13 protein-coding genes are annotated in these 15,372 nt (G+C 62.2%); 5 read left to right on the forward strand and 8 right to left on the reverse strand.

Annotated features, from left to right (window positions below):
* The coding region (locus J4721_RS18815; RefSeq protein ID WP_211003480.1) for an aldehyde dehydrogenase family protein at positions 1-670 on the forward strand (670 nt) is incomplete at its 5' end.
* A gap of 116 nt (positions 671-786) precedes the next feature.
* On the opposite strand, the gene J4721_RS19950 is transcribed toward J4721_RS18815, so the two are convergent.
* Complete coding sequence (locus J4721_RS19950) at positions 787-963, reverse strand: LytTR family DNA-binding domain-containing protein (protein ID WP_102860017.1); 177 nt, start codon at positions 961-963, stop codon at positions 787-789.
* A gap of 721 nt (positions 964-1,684) precedes the next feature.
* Between J4721_RS19950 and J4721_RS18825 the strand changes: the two genes are divergently transcribed.
* Positions 1,685-2,902: an MFS transporter gene (locus J4721_RS18825; protein ID WP_102856184.1), complete on the forward strand. Its 1,218-nt coding sequence runs from the start codon at positions 1,685-1,687 to the stop codon at positions 2,900-2,902.
* A gap of 96 nt (positions 2,903-2,998) precedes the next feature.
* Here the strand turns inward: J4721_RS18825 and hmpA are convergent, their stop codons facing one another.
* Positions 2,999-4,189, reverse strand: a complete 1,191-nt coding sequence (gene hmpA, locus J4721_RS18830; protein WP_211003351.1) for an NO-inducible flavohemoprotein — start codon at positions 4,187-4,189, stop codon at positions 2,999-3,001.
* 148 nt (positions 4,190-4,337) lie between these two features.
* Here hmpA and J4721_RS18835 point away from each other — a divergent pair, with 148 nt between their 5' ends.
* The gene (locus J4721_RS18835) at positions 4,338-4,787 is read left to right on the forward strand and encodes an Rrf2 family transcriptional regulator (RefSeq protein WP_102856186.1); all 450 of its coding nucleotides are present in this window, start codon (positions 4,338-4,340) and stop codon (positions 4,785-4,787) included.
* Positions 4,788-4,823: 36 nt separating this feature from the next.
* Here the strand turns inward: J4721_RS18835 and J4721_RS18840 are convergent, their stop codons facing one another.
* The 4 genes from J4721_RS18840 to katG all read right to left on the reverse strand — a co-directional run bounded on the left by J4721_RS18840 (position 4,824) and on the right by katG (position 8,994).
* Positions 4,824-5,666, reverse strand: coding sequence for an anti-sigma factor (locus tag J4721_RS18840; protein WP_211003350.1), 843 nt, complete (start codon positions 5,664-5,666; stop codon positions 4,824-4,826).
* Complete coding sequence (locus tag J4721_RS18845) at positions 5,663-6,184, reverse strand: RNA polymerase sigma factor (protein ID WP_247656209.1); 522 nt, start codon at positions 6,182-6,184, stop codon at positions 5,663-5,665. The genes J4721_RS18840 and J4721_RS18845 overlap by 4 nt, the downstream gene beginning before the upstream one ends.
* Before the next feature lie 119 nt (positions 6,185-6,303).
* Complete coding sequence (locus tag J4721_RS18850) at positions 6,304-6,657, reverse strand: hypothetical protein (protein WP_076621101.1); 354 nt, start codon at positions 6,655-6,657, stop codon at positions 6,304-6,306.
* A gap of 168 nt (positions 6,658-6,825) precedes the next feature.
* Positions 6,826-8,994: a catalase/peroxidase HPI gene (gene katG / locus J4721_RS18855; RefSeq protein ID WP_102916141.1), complete on the reverse strand. Its 2,169-nt coding sequence runs from the start codon at positions 8,992-8,994 to the stop codon at positions 6,826-6,828.
* 261 nt (positions 8,995-9,255) lie between these two features.
* On the opposite strand from katG, the gene J4721_RS18860 reads away from it, so the two are divergent.
* The gene (locus J4721_RS18860) at positions 9,256-10,200 is read left to right on the forward strand and encodes a hydrogen peroxide-inducible genes activator (protein WP_014876534.1); all 945 of its coding nucleotides are present in this window, start codon (positions 9,256-9,258) and stop codon (positions 10,198-10,200) included.
* A gap of 132 nt (positions 10,201-10,332) precedes the next feature.
* Positions 10,333-11,790 (forward strand): multicopper oxidase family protein, encoded by a 1,458-nt coding sequence (locus tag J4721_RS18865; protein ID WP_211003349.1) that lies wholly within the window; start codon positions 10,333-10,335, stop codon positions 11,788-11,790.
* Positions 11,791-11,799: 9 nt separating this feature from the next.
* On the opposite strand, the gene J4721_RS18870 is transcribed toward J4721_RS18865, so the two are convergent.
* Both J4721_RS18870 and J4721_RS18875 read right to left on the reverse strand, forming a co-directional pair.
* Positions 11,800-13,218 (reverse strand): AarF/ABC1/UbiB kinase family protein, encoded by a 1,419-nt coding sequence (locus J4721_RS18870; protein WP_211003348.1) that lies wholly within the window; start codon positions 13,216-13,218, stop codon positions 11,800-11,802.
* A gap of 107 nt (positions 13,219-13,325) precedes the next feature.
* Positions 13,326-14,603 (reverse strand): replication initiation protein, encoded by a 1,278-nt coding sequence (locus J4721_RS18875; protein WP_211003378.1) that lies wholly within the window; start codon positions 14,601-14,603, stop codon positions 13,326-13,328.
* Positions 14,604-15,372: the final 769 nt, after the last annotated feature.

The raw sequence follows: 15,372 nt of genomic DNA on the forward strand, positions 1-15,372 counted from the left end.
TCTGGTGTTCGAGGATGCCGATCTGGATCAGGCCATGGAGAAAATCCTTGCCAAGACCTTTCCCAACTCCGGGCAGAACTGCAATGCACCAACCCGCATCCTGATTGAAGCCAGCGCCTACCCCGCCGCCAAAGAGGCCGCGCAGCGTGCCGCCGCACTCTGGACTCTGGGGGATCCCGCCCAGTCCGGCGATCACCTCGGGCCGGTGGCCAATGGCCGACAGTTCGACCACATCCAGACCCTGTTGCACGGGGCGATTGCTGCCGGGGCCACGGTGCTTTGCGGTGGCGCGGGGCGTCCCGACGGCATGGAAACCGGCTATTTCGTCAAGCCGACGATCCTGGCGGATGTGGCGCGCAAAGCCGAGGTTGTGCGGCAGGAGATCTTTGGCCCGGTGATCGTGCTGCAACCCTTCGAAGATCTCGACGACGCCATCGCGATGGCCAATGACAGTGAGTTCGGGCTGGCCGGCTACGTCTATTCCAACGACCCCGCCATCCAGTCCGCAGTGATCCGGCAGCTGGACTGCGGCATGGTCTTCGTCAACGGCGCCGACCTCGCCCCCGGCAGCCCCTTCGGCGGCACCAAGAAATCCGGCATCGGCCGCGAAGGCGGCAGATATGGGGTTGAGGAATTTCTGGAGCTCAAACTGGTCGCCCACCCCGCATGACGGGAGTGGGGCCACCGGCCTGCAACATTATACTGTAATGTGGATTATGTTAAGAATACAGCGACAGCACATCACACATGCTTTGACCGCCGACCAACCTCAACGAGGAATGACCGTCAGGTGGGGCGGCTTGCGCGGTTGAGCCACTCACGCACCAGCGCATATCTCCAACGGCTGGCGGGTACCGCGTCGCCGTTGCTCATCTCACAGACATAAGCACTGCCGCAGGACGAGATCCGACGGCAGTGTTTGAGACGCACCCAGTGGGAACGATTGCATTGGACCCCCTCCACCGGTTTGAGTTTTCAACGCAATCAGAAAATTTCAGCATCACCAGATTCCGCCCGGCGGTTGTCACGATTTCCACGTAGTGATCCTGCGCGTGAACGCGGATTACCTCTTCTCCCAGCGAGCCTGGCAGCCATCAATCAACTGGTTCAGCGTCGGAACAGGACGCGCGCTCGTCCGCTGCGCCAGACGGTCTCGCACCTAAGGAGCGTATCGGCTTACATCTTGGTCATGGTGCCTTGCTACCGTCGCGCCTTGTGGTGACACTTCTGCTTTGCAAACCCGGTGACATTTCCGAATGGTGTTAATACCACCCCTCCATCACGTTCTAAATTGAATAGGCCTTTGATATTGAACAACAAAAAATTTAAGCCGTTTCTTGGATTATACCTTATTTTTGTTATCGTAAAATACTGGATACCAGAGGAGGAGATGCTTGTAGGTCTAGAATTAGGTATACACAGCATGCTCCTCGGTGGACCTATCTACTTGTTATACCTCGTCATATCAGAACGTGAAAAGTAGCGATGCTGCAACCAGACCAAGGTCTGGAGCCACATCGCGACACACGACACGCGACAATAGGTGCCCTAGGTACTCCTATCAACACTCGTTCTCGCGGCATGAGCCATCTACCGGCTTTGAATCTCGACCCTAAGCCGACGCCCCGTGACAGCCCGGCAAGCAGGCGCTAGCATTGGATCAGCCACACAACCGGAGATACCGATGGCCGCCCCACTTCTGCTCAGAAATCGCAATTACCGCCTGTTGTTCACCGCCGGGGCGCTGACCAATCTGGGGGATGGTTTCATCCTGTTGGCGCTGCCCTGGCTGGCAACGCTGATGACCCGCGATCCGGTGGCCATTGCCGCCGTCGCCGCTGCCGGGCGGCTGCCGTGGTTGTTCTTTGCACTGCCGGCCGGGGTGATCGCGGATATGACAGACCGGCGCAAGCTGATCGCCCGCGCCGATCTGTTGCGCGCGGTGATCGTTCTGGCGATCCTGATGCTGGCGCTCAGCGAACCGGTGCCGGGGGCAATCTGGGCGCTGGCCGGGCTGGCCTTTGTGCTGGGGGCGGCGGAGGTGATCCGCGACAATGCCGCCCAGACCATCCTCCCCGATATCGTCGCCGCCACCGATCTTGAGGCGGCGAATGGCCAGATGTGGACGGCCGAGCAGCTGACCGGCCAGTTCATCGGCCCGCCTCTGGCAGGTCTGCTGATTGCGGCCGGCATTGCCATTCCCTTTGGGCTGGATGTGGTGGCTCTGGTGTTGGCGGCGGGCTTTGTCTGGCTGATCAGCCTGTCGCCCCGCGCCCCGGTACAGCAAGGGTTTCGCAAGGCGCTGATGCAGGGCATCCGCTTCATGCGCAGCGATACCCTGCTGTTGCGTCTGGCGATCGTGCTCGGCATCGCCAACTTCCTCGCCACTGCAACCATCACCGTTCAGGTGCTCTTCGCGCAGGAGGTCCTCGGCCTCAGCGCGACCGAATACGGGTTTGTCCTGTCGGTTGCCGCGCTGGGGGCCGTAACCGGCAGCCTGATTGCGCCGCGCCTCAGTCGTCTGATCGGGGTGCAGCCCTGTCTTTATCTGTCGATTGCAGGCTGGGCGGTCGGCTATGCGCTGATCGGGATCAGCAGCAGCGGTGTTGTCATGGCGCTGGCGATGTTTGGCGTGATGACGGCGGCCATGGTCTGGAATGTGATCACTGTGTCCTGGCGGCAGCGCCGCATCCCCTCCGAGCTCCTGGGCCGGGTCAACAGTATCTACCGCTGCTTTGGCTGGGGATCGATGCCTCTGGGCGCGTTGGCCGGCGGCACAGTGGTGGCCTTGATGGAAACCGATCTGGGCCGCGATCTTGCCCTGCGGATGCCATTCCTGATCGCCGCAGGCTGCTGCCTGCTGTTGCTGATCTACGCCACCCTCCGGCTGCGACTGGACTGACGCGGCCAACCAGCCGCCGCGCGGCTGTCTGTTCCTGTGCATAAGGTCTGCACGACAAGATGGCCGCAGCGGTTCCCCGCCACGGCCATCAGTGTCTCAGGCGACACCCAGATCCTCGGCCGGGCCGAAGAACTCGAAATGGATCCGATCCATATCGACATTCGCCGCCCGCAGACCTGCGATGGCCATCGCCATGAACCCTTTGGGACCGCAGATGTAGTAATCGGACAGCGCCGTATTGGTGTTCGCGGCAAGCCAGTCCGGGGTAATCCGCCCCTCGACATCATAGCGTGCCGCCGCACGGTCCGCGTCACTCGGGGTTTCCAGGAAGATCACACTCCGCTTGGCCAACGATTTGCTGAGACCCTCCATAGCCAGATTGTCACCATCAATCGCCGCATGAAGGTAGGTGGCGCTGCGATCATTGGCCGCCAGTGTTTCCAGCATGGCAACCATCGGCGTCAGCCCGACCCCGGCAGACAGCAGCACCACTTCGCCCTCTGGCCGGTCCTTCAGCACAAAATCCCCCGCCGGGGCGGCAACCCGTAGCACAGTGCCCTCGGTCGCCACCTCATGCAGCCAGCCACTGATCACACCGCCTGGCTCTCGCTTAACGGAGATCCGGTAGTATTCGCCATTGGGCGCACAGGAGATCGAGTAGTTGCGCCGCGCCTTGCCGGTGTCCGGGTGGTCAAAATCAAAGGCCAGATACTGTCCCGGCTGATGCCGCAGAACCGGCCCGCCATCCACGGGGCGCAACACGAAGGATTTGACCGAGGCGCTTTCGCCTATGATGCCATCGATGACAAAATCACGCCAGCCCTTCCAACCGCCTTCGGCATTGGCGATATCGTCATACATCTTGCGCTCTGCCTCGATCAGCAGGTTTGCCAGAAACCAATAGGCCTCGCCCCATGCATCCAGCACCTCGCGGCTTACGGCCTGCCCCAGCACCGCCTCGATTGCGCCCAGCAGTGCGGTGGCCACATGGGTGTAGTGTTCAGGCTTGATCTGCAGGCTGACATGTTTGTTGACGATCCGCTCCACCACGCTCCGCAGCGCGCCCAGATTATCGATATTGCGGGCATAGCCGAGGATCGCATTGGCCAGCGCCGCATGCTGGCTAGAGTCGCCCTGCTGGTGCGACTGGTTGAACAGCGCCTTGATATCCTCGTCCGCCAACAGGCGGGTATACATCTCCGCCACGATGGCGCCGCCGTGGGCCTCCAGCGCGGGAACGGTTGCGGTCACAATCGCCTTGCTCTGCTCCGACAGGGGCTGTGCCATAGGTCTAATCCTTCTCTGCATCTGCCAAACCCGGAACATCCGGGCGGCATTAAAACATTCATTTCAAGTGAATGTATATTTGCGCTATACAAACATTCAACCAGAATGAATATTAAACCTCTGCAGACCCCGCCATCCGGAGCCAGAAATGAAGCTAAATCTGAAGACAGACTATGCCCTCAGGCTCCTTATTTTATTGGCCACACGGCCCGATCAGCAGTTTGAAATTGAGACATTGAGCCGCATACACCAGCTGCCTGCCAGTTCGGTCATGAAGATCATCAGCGAGCTGGTTCGTCACGGCTATGTTCATAGCATTCGCGGCCGCTCCGGTGGGGTACAGATCGGTCGGGAACCGTCAGAGATTCGCGTCGGGGACATTGTCCATGCGATGAATGAACCGATGGAAATCGTCGACTGCAGCAGCTGCCTTCTGGTCGGAAACTGCCGTCTGAAAGGCGTCCTGTGCGAGGCAGCGCAGGCGTTTACAGAGGTACTGATGGCATATCGTCTCAGTGACCTGATTGAGGCCCCTGCCCCGGTACTGACACCGCTATTGGACCGCGATAACGGCGCCGATCCGACGTCTCAGACGTGACATGTGTACAGAGAGACGGCACGCGGATGCGCATCATCAGATCGCAACCCCCTGCGCCGCCGCCCTGGCGATGTCCGCCAGACCGGGCTGACCTTCGGGACCAATCAGAACAAACTTACCGCCCTCGCCGTTCCAGCTGATGAAATCAAACCCGCGCAGGGTCCGGGCGGCAAACCCATCCTCCTGAGGCATCGCACCATCCTGAAGGCACAGGGCAATCACCGTGCCATCAGCCCCCCGGTACATCAGCTGACCCACTGGCGCACCATTGGCCACCAGCAGGCGCCCGCCTTCAAATGTCAGCCCGAACGCCGACAGATCCGGTATGGCAAAGGTGACCTCAACCGTCTTGGTCAGCCAGCTCCGCAGATGATCCGCCTCAGTAGCAGGCACCTCCACCAGATGGCGCGTCTCTCTGGCGTAGATCGCATGGTAATCGGCAATATCCGACAGCCAACCCGCCGCAGCCTCCTGCGTGGTTGTCATCACAGCAGGTGCGGCGACGTCCTTCAACCAGTAGCCCCCGATCCCGCCAAGGACAAAAACGGCCAATCCAGCCGCAAGACCGGACCGCAGCGGCAAGGCGTATCGCCAGCCCGGCGCCAAGGGCCCCTCCGTGTCATCCGCTCCTGCACCCGGCACAGGCTCCTGAGGCATAGGCAAGGGCGCGGCGCGGATGGACTGCGCCAGTGACAAGGGCACCGGATCGCGCAAAACCGCGTCAAATCCGCTTTGCGCCAGCGCATCCGCCTCCAGCAACGCATCAAATTCAGCCTGCGCAGCCGCGTCCTGCGCCAACAGCGCCTCAATCTCTGCCGCGGCATCCGCCGACAGCTCCCCGTCCAGATAGGCGTTGAGTTTTTCCGATAGATCCATCATAGCTCGGCGACCTCTTGATGAGACAGGCTGGAAATCAACAGTTTGCGGGCGCGGTGGATCCGGCTCATCACCGTTCCGATGGGCACATCCAGCAGCTCCGACACCTCGCGGTAACTGTAGCCTTCGGCACAGACCAGCAGCAGAGGCTGCGCCAGCGCCGGGTCCAGATCGGCGATACGGCTCTGCACCTGTCGCGCTGTCAGGGTTGTCTCCGCAACATCTGCACCGGACACCCCCGAAGCCGCCAGTTCCGTGGCCTCTTCCACCGGAACCACACCCGCCCCCTGTCGCACCCGACGCTTGCGGATCTCACTGACCCAAAGATTGCGCAGCACCCGAAACATCCAGCGGTCCAACGGTTGCGCAGGATCGTACTGCTGCCATTTCTGCAAGGCCAGCGCACAGGCCTCCTGCAGCAGATCATCCGCATCCGCACCCGAGCGTGTCAGGCTCAGCGCAAAGCGCCGCAGCCGGGGCAGCAGGCCGATCATCTCGGATTTGAATTGGTCAGGGGACATCTGGGCCTGGCTATCGGACAAAGACGACGAGGTCATATGTCGGCGTGACCTCCCGTCGATCATAGAAGACTGCAGCGGGTACGGCGACAGTTTTCGCCGCACCCGTTGCCATCATGGCCTCAGTGCGCCAGATGCCAGACACCGCCAACACCATCGCCGCTGGTATCGCCCGGCGCCTTGTCCCCCTGCCAGAAATACAGCGGCGCACCATCCTTGGCCCATTGCATCGCACCATCTTTCCGTTTGATCTTTTTCAGACCATCCTTGGCGCCAGCGCCCTGATCCACCAGATAAGGCGGCCATTTCACCGCGCAGGCGTCATAACAGACGGATGTATTTTTCTTGTCCTTGTCAAAGGTATAGAGCGACATGCCGTTCTCCGCGAGCAGCGGCTCAGCGGAATGGCCCGCAGCATAGGCATCATCACAGGCCGTCAGGATAAGTCCGGCGGCAACAACAGCAAATAATTTCATCTCAAGCTACTCCTCAGGGTTGACCGGGCTGCCCATGCCGGGCCGCTCACCTAAGGGTTACGCATCAGGATCCCAGTTTATTCTCGGGAACCGTTATTTTTATCCCGGAGCCAAAAAAAAACCGCCCGGCATCAGCTGCCGGGCGGGACTGCATGGTATCTGCGCCGATCAGTGCAGGTCGAACCGGTCGGCGTTCATCACCTTGGTCCAGGCGGCGATGAAATCCTTGACGAATTTCTCACGGTTGTCGTCCTGGGCATAGACCTCGGCATAGGCGCGCAGGATGGAGTTGGAGCCGAACACCAGATCCACATTGGTGGCCGTCCATTTCACATCGCCGCTCTGACGGTCGGCAATCTCATAGACCTCATCACCCGCCGCACGCCAGACATTGCCCATGTCCAGCAGGTTGACGAAGAAATCGGTGCTCAGTGTGCCTTCGCGATCGGTAAAGACACCGTGCTTGCGGCCGCCATGGTTGACACCCAGCATCCGCAGGCCGCCGATCAGGACGGTCATCTCCTTCGCCGTCAGCCCCATCAGATGGGCCCGGTCCAGCATCATCTCCACCGCAGAGGCGGCAAAATCACCCTGCAACCAGTTGCGGAAGGCGTCATGCACCGGCTCCAGCACCGCAAAAGAGGCAACATCGGTCTGCTCGGCGCTGGCATCGCCGCGACCGGGGGCAAAGGGCACCTCGGCGGCGAAACCGGCAGCCTCGGCGGCGGCCTCAATTGCGACAGCCCCCCCCAGCACGATCACATCGGCCAGGCTTGCACCGGTCTGTTCGGCGATCACCTCATAGCTGCTCAACACCGTCGCCAGACGCTCCGGTTCATTGCCAACCCAATCCTTTTGCGGCGCCAGACGGATGCGGGCGCCATTGGCCCCGCCGCGCAGGTCAGATCCACGGAAAGTGCGCGCGCTGTCCCAGGCGGTGGCGATCATATCTGCCTGCGACAGCCCGCAATTGCGCAGCAGCTGCTTAGTCGCAGCGACATCATAGCTGGTGCTGCCTGCAGGGATATTGTCCTGCCAGATCAGATCCTCCTGCGGCGATTCCGGGCCGATGTAGCGATTGCGCGGCCCCATATCGCGGTGCAGCAGCTTGAACCAGGCGCGGGCGAAAACATCCGCAAAATAGGCCGGATCCTTGTAGAACCGTTCGGAGATCTTGCGATATTCCGGGTCCTTGATCATCGCCATATCTGCATCGGTCATGATCGGGTTGTGACGGATCGAGGGATCCTCCACATCCACCGGCTTGTCCTCTTCCTTGATATTGACCGGCTCCCACTGCCAGGCGCCTGCCGGGCTTTTCTTCAACTCCCAGTCATAGGTGAACAGCAGGTAGAAATAGCCGTTGTCCCATTTGGTCGGGTTGGTGGTCCAGGCGCCTTCAATGCCGCTGGACATGGTGTCACGCCCATGGCCGGTGCCGTTGCTGTTGCTCCAGCCCAGACCCTGTTCGGCCAGCCCGCCGCCTTCGGGATCAGCCCCGATCGCATCGGCGCGGCCATTGCCGTGGGCCTTGCCGATGGTGTGGCCCCCTGCGGTCAGCGCCACGGTTTCTTCGTCGTTCATCGCCATGCGCTCAAAGGTAATCCGCACATCCTGCGCCGTGCGCAGCGGATCCGGTTCCCCGCCGACACCTTCGGGATTCACATAGATCAGACCCATCTGTACGGCCGCCAGCGGGTTGGAGAGCGAGTCACGATCCGCGCCGTCCTCATAACGCCCAGCAGCCAGCCATTCCTTTTCCGCGCCCCAGTAGACGTCTTTCTCCGGCGACCAGATATCCTCGCGGCCAAAGGAGAAGCCATAGGTTGGCAGACCCACGGATTCATAGGCGATATTGCCCGCCAGTGCGATCAGATCGGCCCAGGACAGGCTGTTGCCGTATTTCTGTTTGATCGGCCACAGCAGGCGGCGCGCCTTGTCCAGATTGACGTTATCCGGCCAGGAATTCAGCGGTGCAAAACGCTGGTTGCCGGTGGTCGCCCCGCCCCGGCCATCCGCCGCGCGATAGGTGCCGGCCGAATGCCAGGCCATCCGCACCATCAGACCCGCATAGCTGCCCCAATCGGCGGGCCACCAGCTTTGGCTGTCGGTCATCAGCGCGGTCAGATCTGCCTTAAGCGCCTCAACATCCAGCGATTTTACTGCCTCGCGATAGTCAAACCCCTCCGCCATCGGATCGGTCATCCGGTCGTGCTGGTGCAGAATGTCAAGGTTCAGCGCATTGGGCCACCAATCCGCCACACCCGCGCTGGTGTTTGTGTTGCTTCCGTGCAGAACCGGGCATTTTCCGCCTGTGTGTCCGTCACCTTGCTGCATGTTGTCTCTCCTGGATCTTGGATCATGATGAGCCGGTTGTATCCCCCTGGCAGAACGCTGGGACCGGATCTCTCGGGCAAAGGCTAACAGGGGGGTGTGATTATCAGAAATGATAAATCAGGATTTCTTATATAGGAAATAGCTATTACCAAATCCCCGTTCCCTGCTGTCGTCCACCCTAGCACATGCCATCTGAGTCGGGGTGAGAACCTGATCGGCACCGCTTGCCTGCTCTCGCAAAACCGGATTAAAAACCACAACATGATAGACGCACCCTATAACACCAGCCTCACCCTCCGGCAGCTGCGCTTCCTCGTGGCCGTTGCGGATGAGCTGAATTTTTCCCGCGCGGCAGAGAGATGCTATGTCAGCCAGCCCACCCTCAGCGTCGGATTAAAAGAGCTGGAAGACCGGCTGGGCGTCACCCTGGCAGAGCGCACCAAACGCTCGGTCATCCTGACCCCGGTGGGGGCTGAAATCGCGGAACGCGCGCGCAAGCTGTTGCAGGACAGCCGAGAGATTGAGGAACTGGCCGCCGCACAGGCCAGCCCCGAGGGCGGCACTCTGCGGATGGGCGCAATCCCCACGATCGGCCCCTTTCTGATCCCGCGCGCCATGCCTGCGTTGAAATCCAGCTTCCCCGATCTGCAACTCTACCTGCGCGAGGAAATGACCGGCCAGCTGCTGGAGGGCGTCCACAGCGGGCGGTTGGATCTGGTGATCTATGCCGAACCCTATGCGCCTGCCGGGCTGGACACGCTACATCTGTTTGACGATGGCTATCATCTGGCCGCCCCGCCTGCGGTCAGCCCGCTCTCTCCGCGTCCCAGCCAGCCCGATGTGGGCCTGCGCGGCGCGGATCTGGACGGGCGGCAGCTGATGCTGCTGGAGCAGGGCCACTGCCTGCACCGCCACGCGCTCAGCGCCTTTCCCGAGCGGGATATCCAGCAGGACGAGAGCTTTGCCGCCACCTCGCTCTCCACCCTGATTTCCATGGTGAGCGAGGGGCTGGGAATCACGCTCTTGCCCGATCTGGCGATTGATGCCGGGGTGGCGGCGGGTCAGGATGTGGTGATGACGCCCTTGGCCGATGCCTGCCCCCGGCGCGTCACCCTGGCCTGGCGGCCCACCAGCGTGCGCGCCGATCTCTTCCGCAAAATCGGTGAGGTCCTGCGCACGGCGCGTGGCTCACTGGTGGCTCCTTAGAAACCGGGGTATTCCGCCGCAGTCTGCGCGCCGGATCTTACCCCCGCCGGGCAAAGCCGCTAGCCTGCTGCGCAACAGCCACGGCAGCCACTCCCCTGCCCCGCCAACAGCTGACCAGACACCGGTGATCTCATGACCTCACACACCCGCCCCATCCGCCTCAGCCGCCGCCGCGCGCTGCAACTCGGGGGCAGCGCCGGAGCACTGGCATCGTTCGGGCTGGCGGGCGCGCAGCTCACCACCCCGGCCAAGGCGAAGACCAGCGCCCAATCTTCTGCGACGCCCCTGCCACTCCACATCCAGCGTGCCCGCTACGCCATCGCCGATCAGCCCACTGATGATCTGATCTCGACCCGCCCCGACGGGCCGCCGCCGGTTATTCGCCTTAAGCAAGGCCAGCCCTTTGCCGCGCGGGTCACCAATACCCTGCCCGATTACACGGCGATGCACTGGCACGGCATCCGGCTCGACAATGCCATGGACGGGGTGCCCTATCTGACCCAGTTCCCCATCGGCGAGGGGGAGAGTTTCGACTACCACTTCACCCCGATGGACGCGGGCACCTATTGGTATCACCCGCACTGCATGACGATGAACCAGATGGCCATGGGGCTGACCGGCGTGCTGGTGGTGGAAGAGGCCGAGGACCCCGGATTTGACGCCGATATTGCCCTGAACCTGCGGGATTTCCGACTGCGCCCCAGTGGCGAATGGCTCAAGCTCTGGACCGCGCGCGGGGCGGCGCGCTCCGGCACCTTTGGCACCATCATAACCGCCAATTGGGACAGCGATCCGATCTATGAGGCGCCCACCGGCGGGTTGGTGCGACTACGACTGGCGGCCACCGATACCGCGCGGATCTACAAACCCTATGTTGCAGGCGTCCCCGGTCAGGTGATTGCCGCCGATGGTCACCCGCTGCGCGAGGCCATCGACTGGCCCACCGATAAGGCCCCTGCCCTGCTGTCACCCGGCCAACGTCTGGATATCGCGGTGCAGATGCCCCGTATCGAAGGCGCTTATGTTGACGTGATGACCGCCTTTCCCGGCGGCCCCCGCCGTCTGGCCCGGATCCGCGCCACCGGTCCCAGCCTTGGCCGCGATCTGGCCGAGCTGCCTCCCCTGCCCGCCAATGACGTGCCGGAACCCGATCTCGCCAATGCGCGGGTTGAGGATCTGGTGTTTGGCTGGACGCCCGAAGGCGGCGCGCCGCAAAACGGCTATTGCGGCTCGCTGGGCTATACGTTCTGGTCGATCAACCGCAAACCCTGGCCCGGCGATGCCGCAGACCCGGACACCCCCGGCGCCGGCCCGCTGGCAGTGCTGAACCGCGGCGAAAGCGTGATCCTGCGGCTGCGCAATGAAAGCCCCAACGCCCATCCGATCCACCTGCATGGTCTGGTGTTCCGCCCGCTGCGCTCCAACAAGCGCAGGCTGCCGTCGAACTGGACCGACACCGCGCTGCTGCTGCGGGACGAGATCATCGAGGTGGCACTGGTCGCCGATAATCCGGGGGACTGGGCGTTTCATTGCCATGTGATCGAACATCAGAAAACCGGGCTTGCAGGCTATATCCGGGTGCTGGCCTAACCGGCGCTGTCAGGTGTCCTCCAGATAGGGGGACAGCAGCGCCCGCACCGGCACCCGCGCGCCGAGTCGGCCAGCCGGCAGCACCATGCCCGCCAGCTTGCGCTGGATGAACAGCACATCCATCGGCACCGCAGGGGGCACCATGCCCTCTTCCGCCAGGGCCAGGCCTTCCGCCTGCATCTGTTGCAGCAGACTGGGATCGGCGAAATCGTAGCTCTCAGACGTGCGCAGCACGTCAAACACCTGCGTGATCATCACCAACACGCGCCGCTGGTGGTCGGCGCGCATCGTCCCCGCATCCGCCATCCCATCCGGCGCGACCAGCCCCAGATCTGCGGCGGCTGCGGTCAGCGCCGCCGCATCGCCGCTCATCCCCGCGCGCAACAGCGCGCGGTACTGCGCCACCACCTGCGGTGCGAGCTGGCGCGTTGCGCCGAAATCCAGAAGAACGATGGCCGCGCTCTCCCGATCAAACAGGTAGTTGGCAAAATTCGGATCACTCTGCATCAGGCCAAACTCAAACAGCTCCCGCAGCATCAGCGCCATCAGATCCCGCATCACCCGGTCGCGCACCTCCTGCGGGGCCGTCTGCGCATCTTCAACCGGGCGCCCCCTGGCATAGGACATGGCCAGAACCGCGCCCGTGGACCAGTCGGGATGGAACTCCGGCACCAGAAACTGCGGCTGATCCTCCAGCTGCGCGGCAAATTTTGCCAGACAGCGCCCCTCCCGCGCATAGTCGACTTCCTCATGCAGCTGCCGCCGCGCTTCCTCCAGATAGGGGGCGATGTCAAATCCCCTGGGCAACAGCCGCGAGGCCCGCAGCAGGCTGCCCAGATTGGCGACATCGCTGTCAATGCTGCGCGCAACACCGGGATATTGCACCTTGATCGCCAGATCACGCCCATCGCGCAGCTGCGCGCGGTGGACCTGCCCGATCGAGGCCGCCGCCATCGGGCGCACATCGAACCGTGAGAACTGGCGCCGCCAGCCCTCGCCCCAGGCCGCATCCAGCACCTGGCGCAGCTGTTTTGGCGGCATGAAATCCCCCTCCGCCCGCAGTCGGGACAGGATCTGCGACAGCTCCTGCGGCAGCAGCGCGCCGCTCTCCATCGACATCAGCTGACCCAGCTTCATCGCCGCGCCGCGCATCCGCGCCAGTTCCGCCGTCAGGCGGCGGGCGTTGGCGGGTGTCAGCAGCAGATCGCGCAGCTGTGGGCGGTGCCCCTGCGATAGCGCCTGCACCCCGCCAACCACGGCGCTGCCCGCAACCTGCGCGGCCAACCCGCCCATCCGCGCCAACCGCGAGACACGCCCGCTGGGCACGGCAACCGCGCGTGCGTCCGCCGCTATGGGTTGCCCGGACACTGGCCGTATTTCATCCGGCCCTATGTGATCCAGCTTGGTCTCATCTGGTGAAGAGGTCATCGTGCTGCGGCCCTTGTTCCCGGTTGCGGCAGCTGGTCGGGTCCCGCTGCTGCCCTGCTCGACCTAAGGCGTGGATCGCGCAGGTCAATGCGACCGGGACGACAGCCCTAGCTGTCAAAAGCCTCCGGCTCCAGCTCCTGCCAGAAGGCGATGATCGCCCCGGCATTCAGCGCCGAACGCCAGCCGTGCTGGCGGAAATGCTCGCGGTCCAGATCGCTGTCCAGCCCCGACAGGAACAGCCGTTTGTCGGCGTCGCGCTGGGTCGGGTTTCGCCGCGAAACCAGAGTTTCGACGATATCCAGATGCCGGGCACGGTCGCGGCGCGCGGCGGCGCGCGCGTCAAAGGCGGCGGCCTCGGCTGCGGCGTCGGCCTCGCGGCGCGCCTGCGCCTCACGAATGCGGGCCTCTTCCTCAGCTGAAATCGGCGGCGCGGCTGGTCCGTCCGGCGACAGGCTGTAATCGCCGTCAATCGCCGCGCGCAGATAGCCAAGCGGTGATTTCACCGCCCCCTGCCCCGCCACATAGTCCAGCTTCTGCTGCACATATTCGGCCCCATGTTCGGTGATCCATTGCCGCGCCAACCGGTCCGAGACCCCCTGCCCGCGCAGCGCTTTATAAACCGGTTGCTGGCGCAGACCGTCGCTGTCGTCGATCTGGAACATCGCCATCTGCGGATTTTCACGGATCAGAAAGCGGATTTCGCTGACCGCGCGACCCTTCTTGCGGGTCTGCGGTTCGATGATGATGTCGGAGGATTTATTGACCTCGGCCACCGCCGGTTTGATGATCTTGGCGTTGAGATGTTTGAAACTCTCGTAATAGGCGGAGCCATCCACGCCCATCAGCTTGCGAAAGATATCCAGCCCCCACCAGCCGGTCGATCCAGTGCGCACAAAACGATAGCAGTTCTCATAGAGCGCCAGCCCGTGGCCGGAGCTGAAGTTGCGCTGGATCTTGACGTTGATCAGGGCAAAAATCTTGGGGTCATGCAGTTTCTTGGCCAGCTCTGGCGAATAGGCATATTCGCAGACGCCGTTCTTCAGCTTGGCAAAACTGAGCAGCGAGGAAACGCCCCATTCCTGATGACCCTGCTCATCCAGCATATCCCATTCCGCGACGGTCTCCGCCAGCGCCCGGAGGCTGGCGCGCAGGCTGTCGATATCGTTGGAGTTATACCCGACCATCATCGCCAGAGTGCGCGCGTCAATCGTATGGCTGTGCGCCGAGGTCAGCGTGTCATAGGCATTGAGCAGCAGCACATTCGACAGCTTGCGCTGCAGCAGCGTCAGCTTGCCGCTGATATGGATCGCGGCGACATTCTTCTTCACCGTTTCGCGGGTCAACGCGCCGGTCAGCCGCTCTTCGTCAAAGCCGGGCTCTGCCATGGAATCACTGCCTGTCATCATCGCTCTCTTTTGCGCCATATCCTGCCACAAAAGGAACCCATGCGACAACCGCGCACGGGTTCCTTTTGCAAAGCCACCCCAGTCTGCATCGGAACTGGTACGCGCGGCGGGCGCCGGCTAAAAGGTACCCGTTCACGGGACGCCGGGTGGATCAGGCGTCCCGCTTGCGAATCGCAGCGCAGTCCCAAGCATCGCATAATCCCGCCGGGTGTTGCGCCGCAGAGCCGCTGAGCGCGCGCCCAGTGCGCACCACGTATTTTGCTCAATCAGTGTCAAAAATGGCGCTACAGGCTCTGTATTGCGGTCCTGTAGCGGTCTATCATGGGGTCAGATCTGAGTGGATTGCAGGCCTAGGCAGACCGGATGGTCAGGAATCGTCATCCTGAGAATCGGCGCCTTTTGCCCCGCTTTCAGGGCCCTGTTATCCCGTTGATGGGTCCCTATTATCCCGTATCCGGGTGCCAATGAACCCGGAATTGGGTCCCCAAACTGGTGTAAGTGATTGTATTCAGGAAGCTAATTCACAGCAAAGACTCTAAAGATTCTAAAAAATATAAACGTTTAGCTGTGATCTATTTTCAAGTTTTGGAGGGGAAACAGGAACGTTTCGCGACGAAACCTCCCTTTGTGCTGATAAGGCACCCGGAAAAATTCGCACTTTGGGTCCATCCCACCTATGCAGCGCAGAAGATGTTCCCTATTCTCTGGCATATAAGCGAAAATATAAAACACGCGCCCAGACCCAGCA

The sequence above is a fragment of the Phaeobacter sp. HS011 genome (assembly GCF_018101215.1).
Classification (GTDB): Bacteria; Pseudomonadota; Alphaproteobacteria; order Rhodobacterales; family Rhodobacteraceae; genus Phaeobacter; species Phaeobacter inhibens.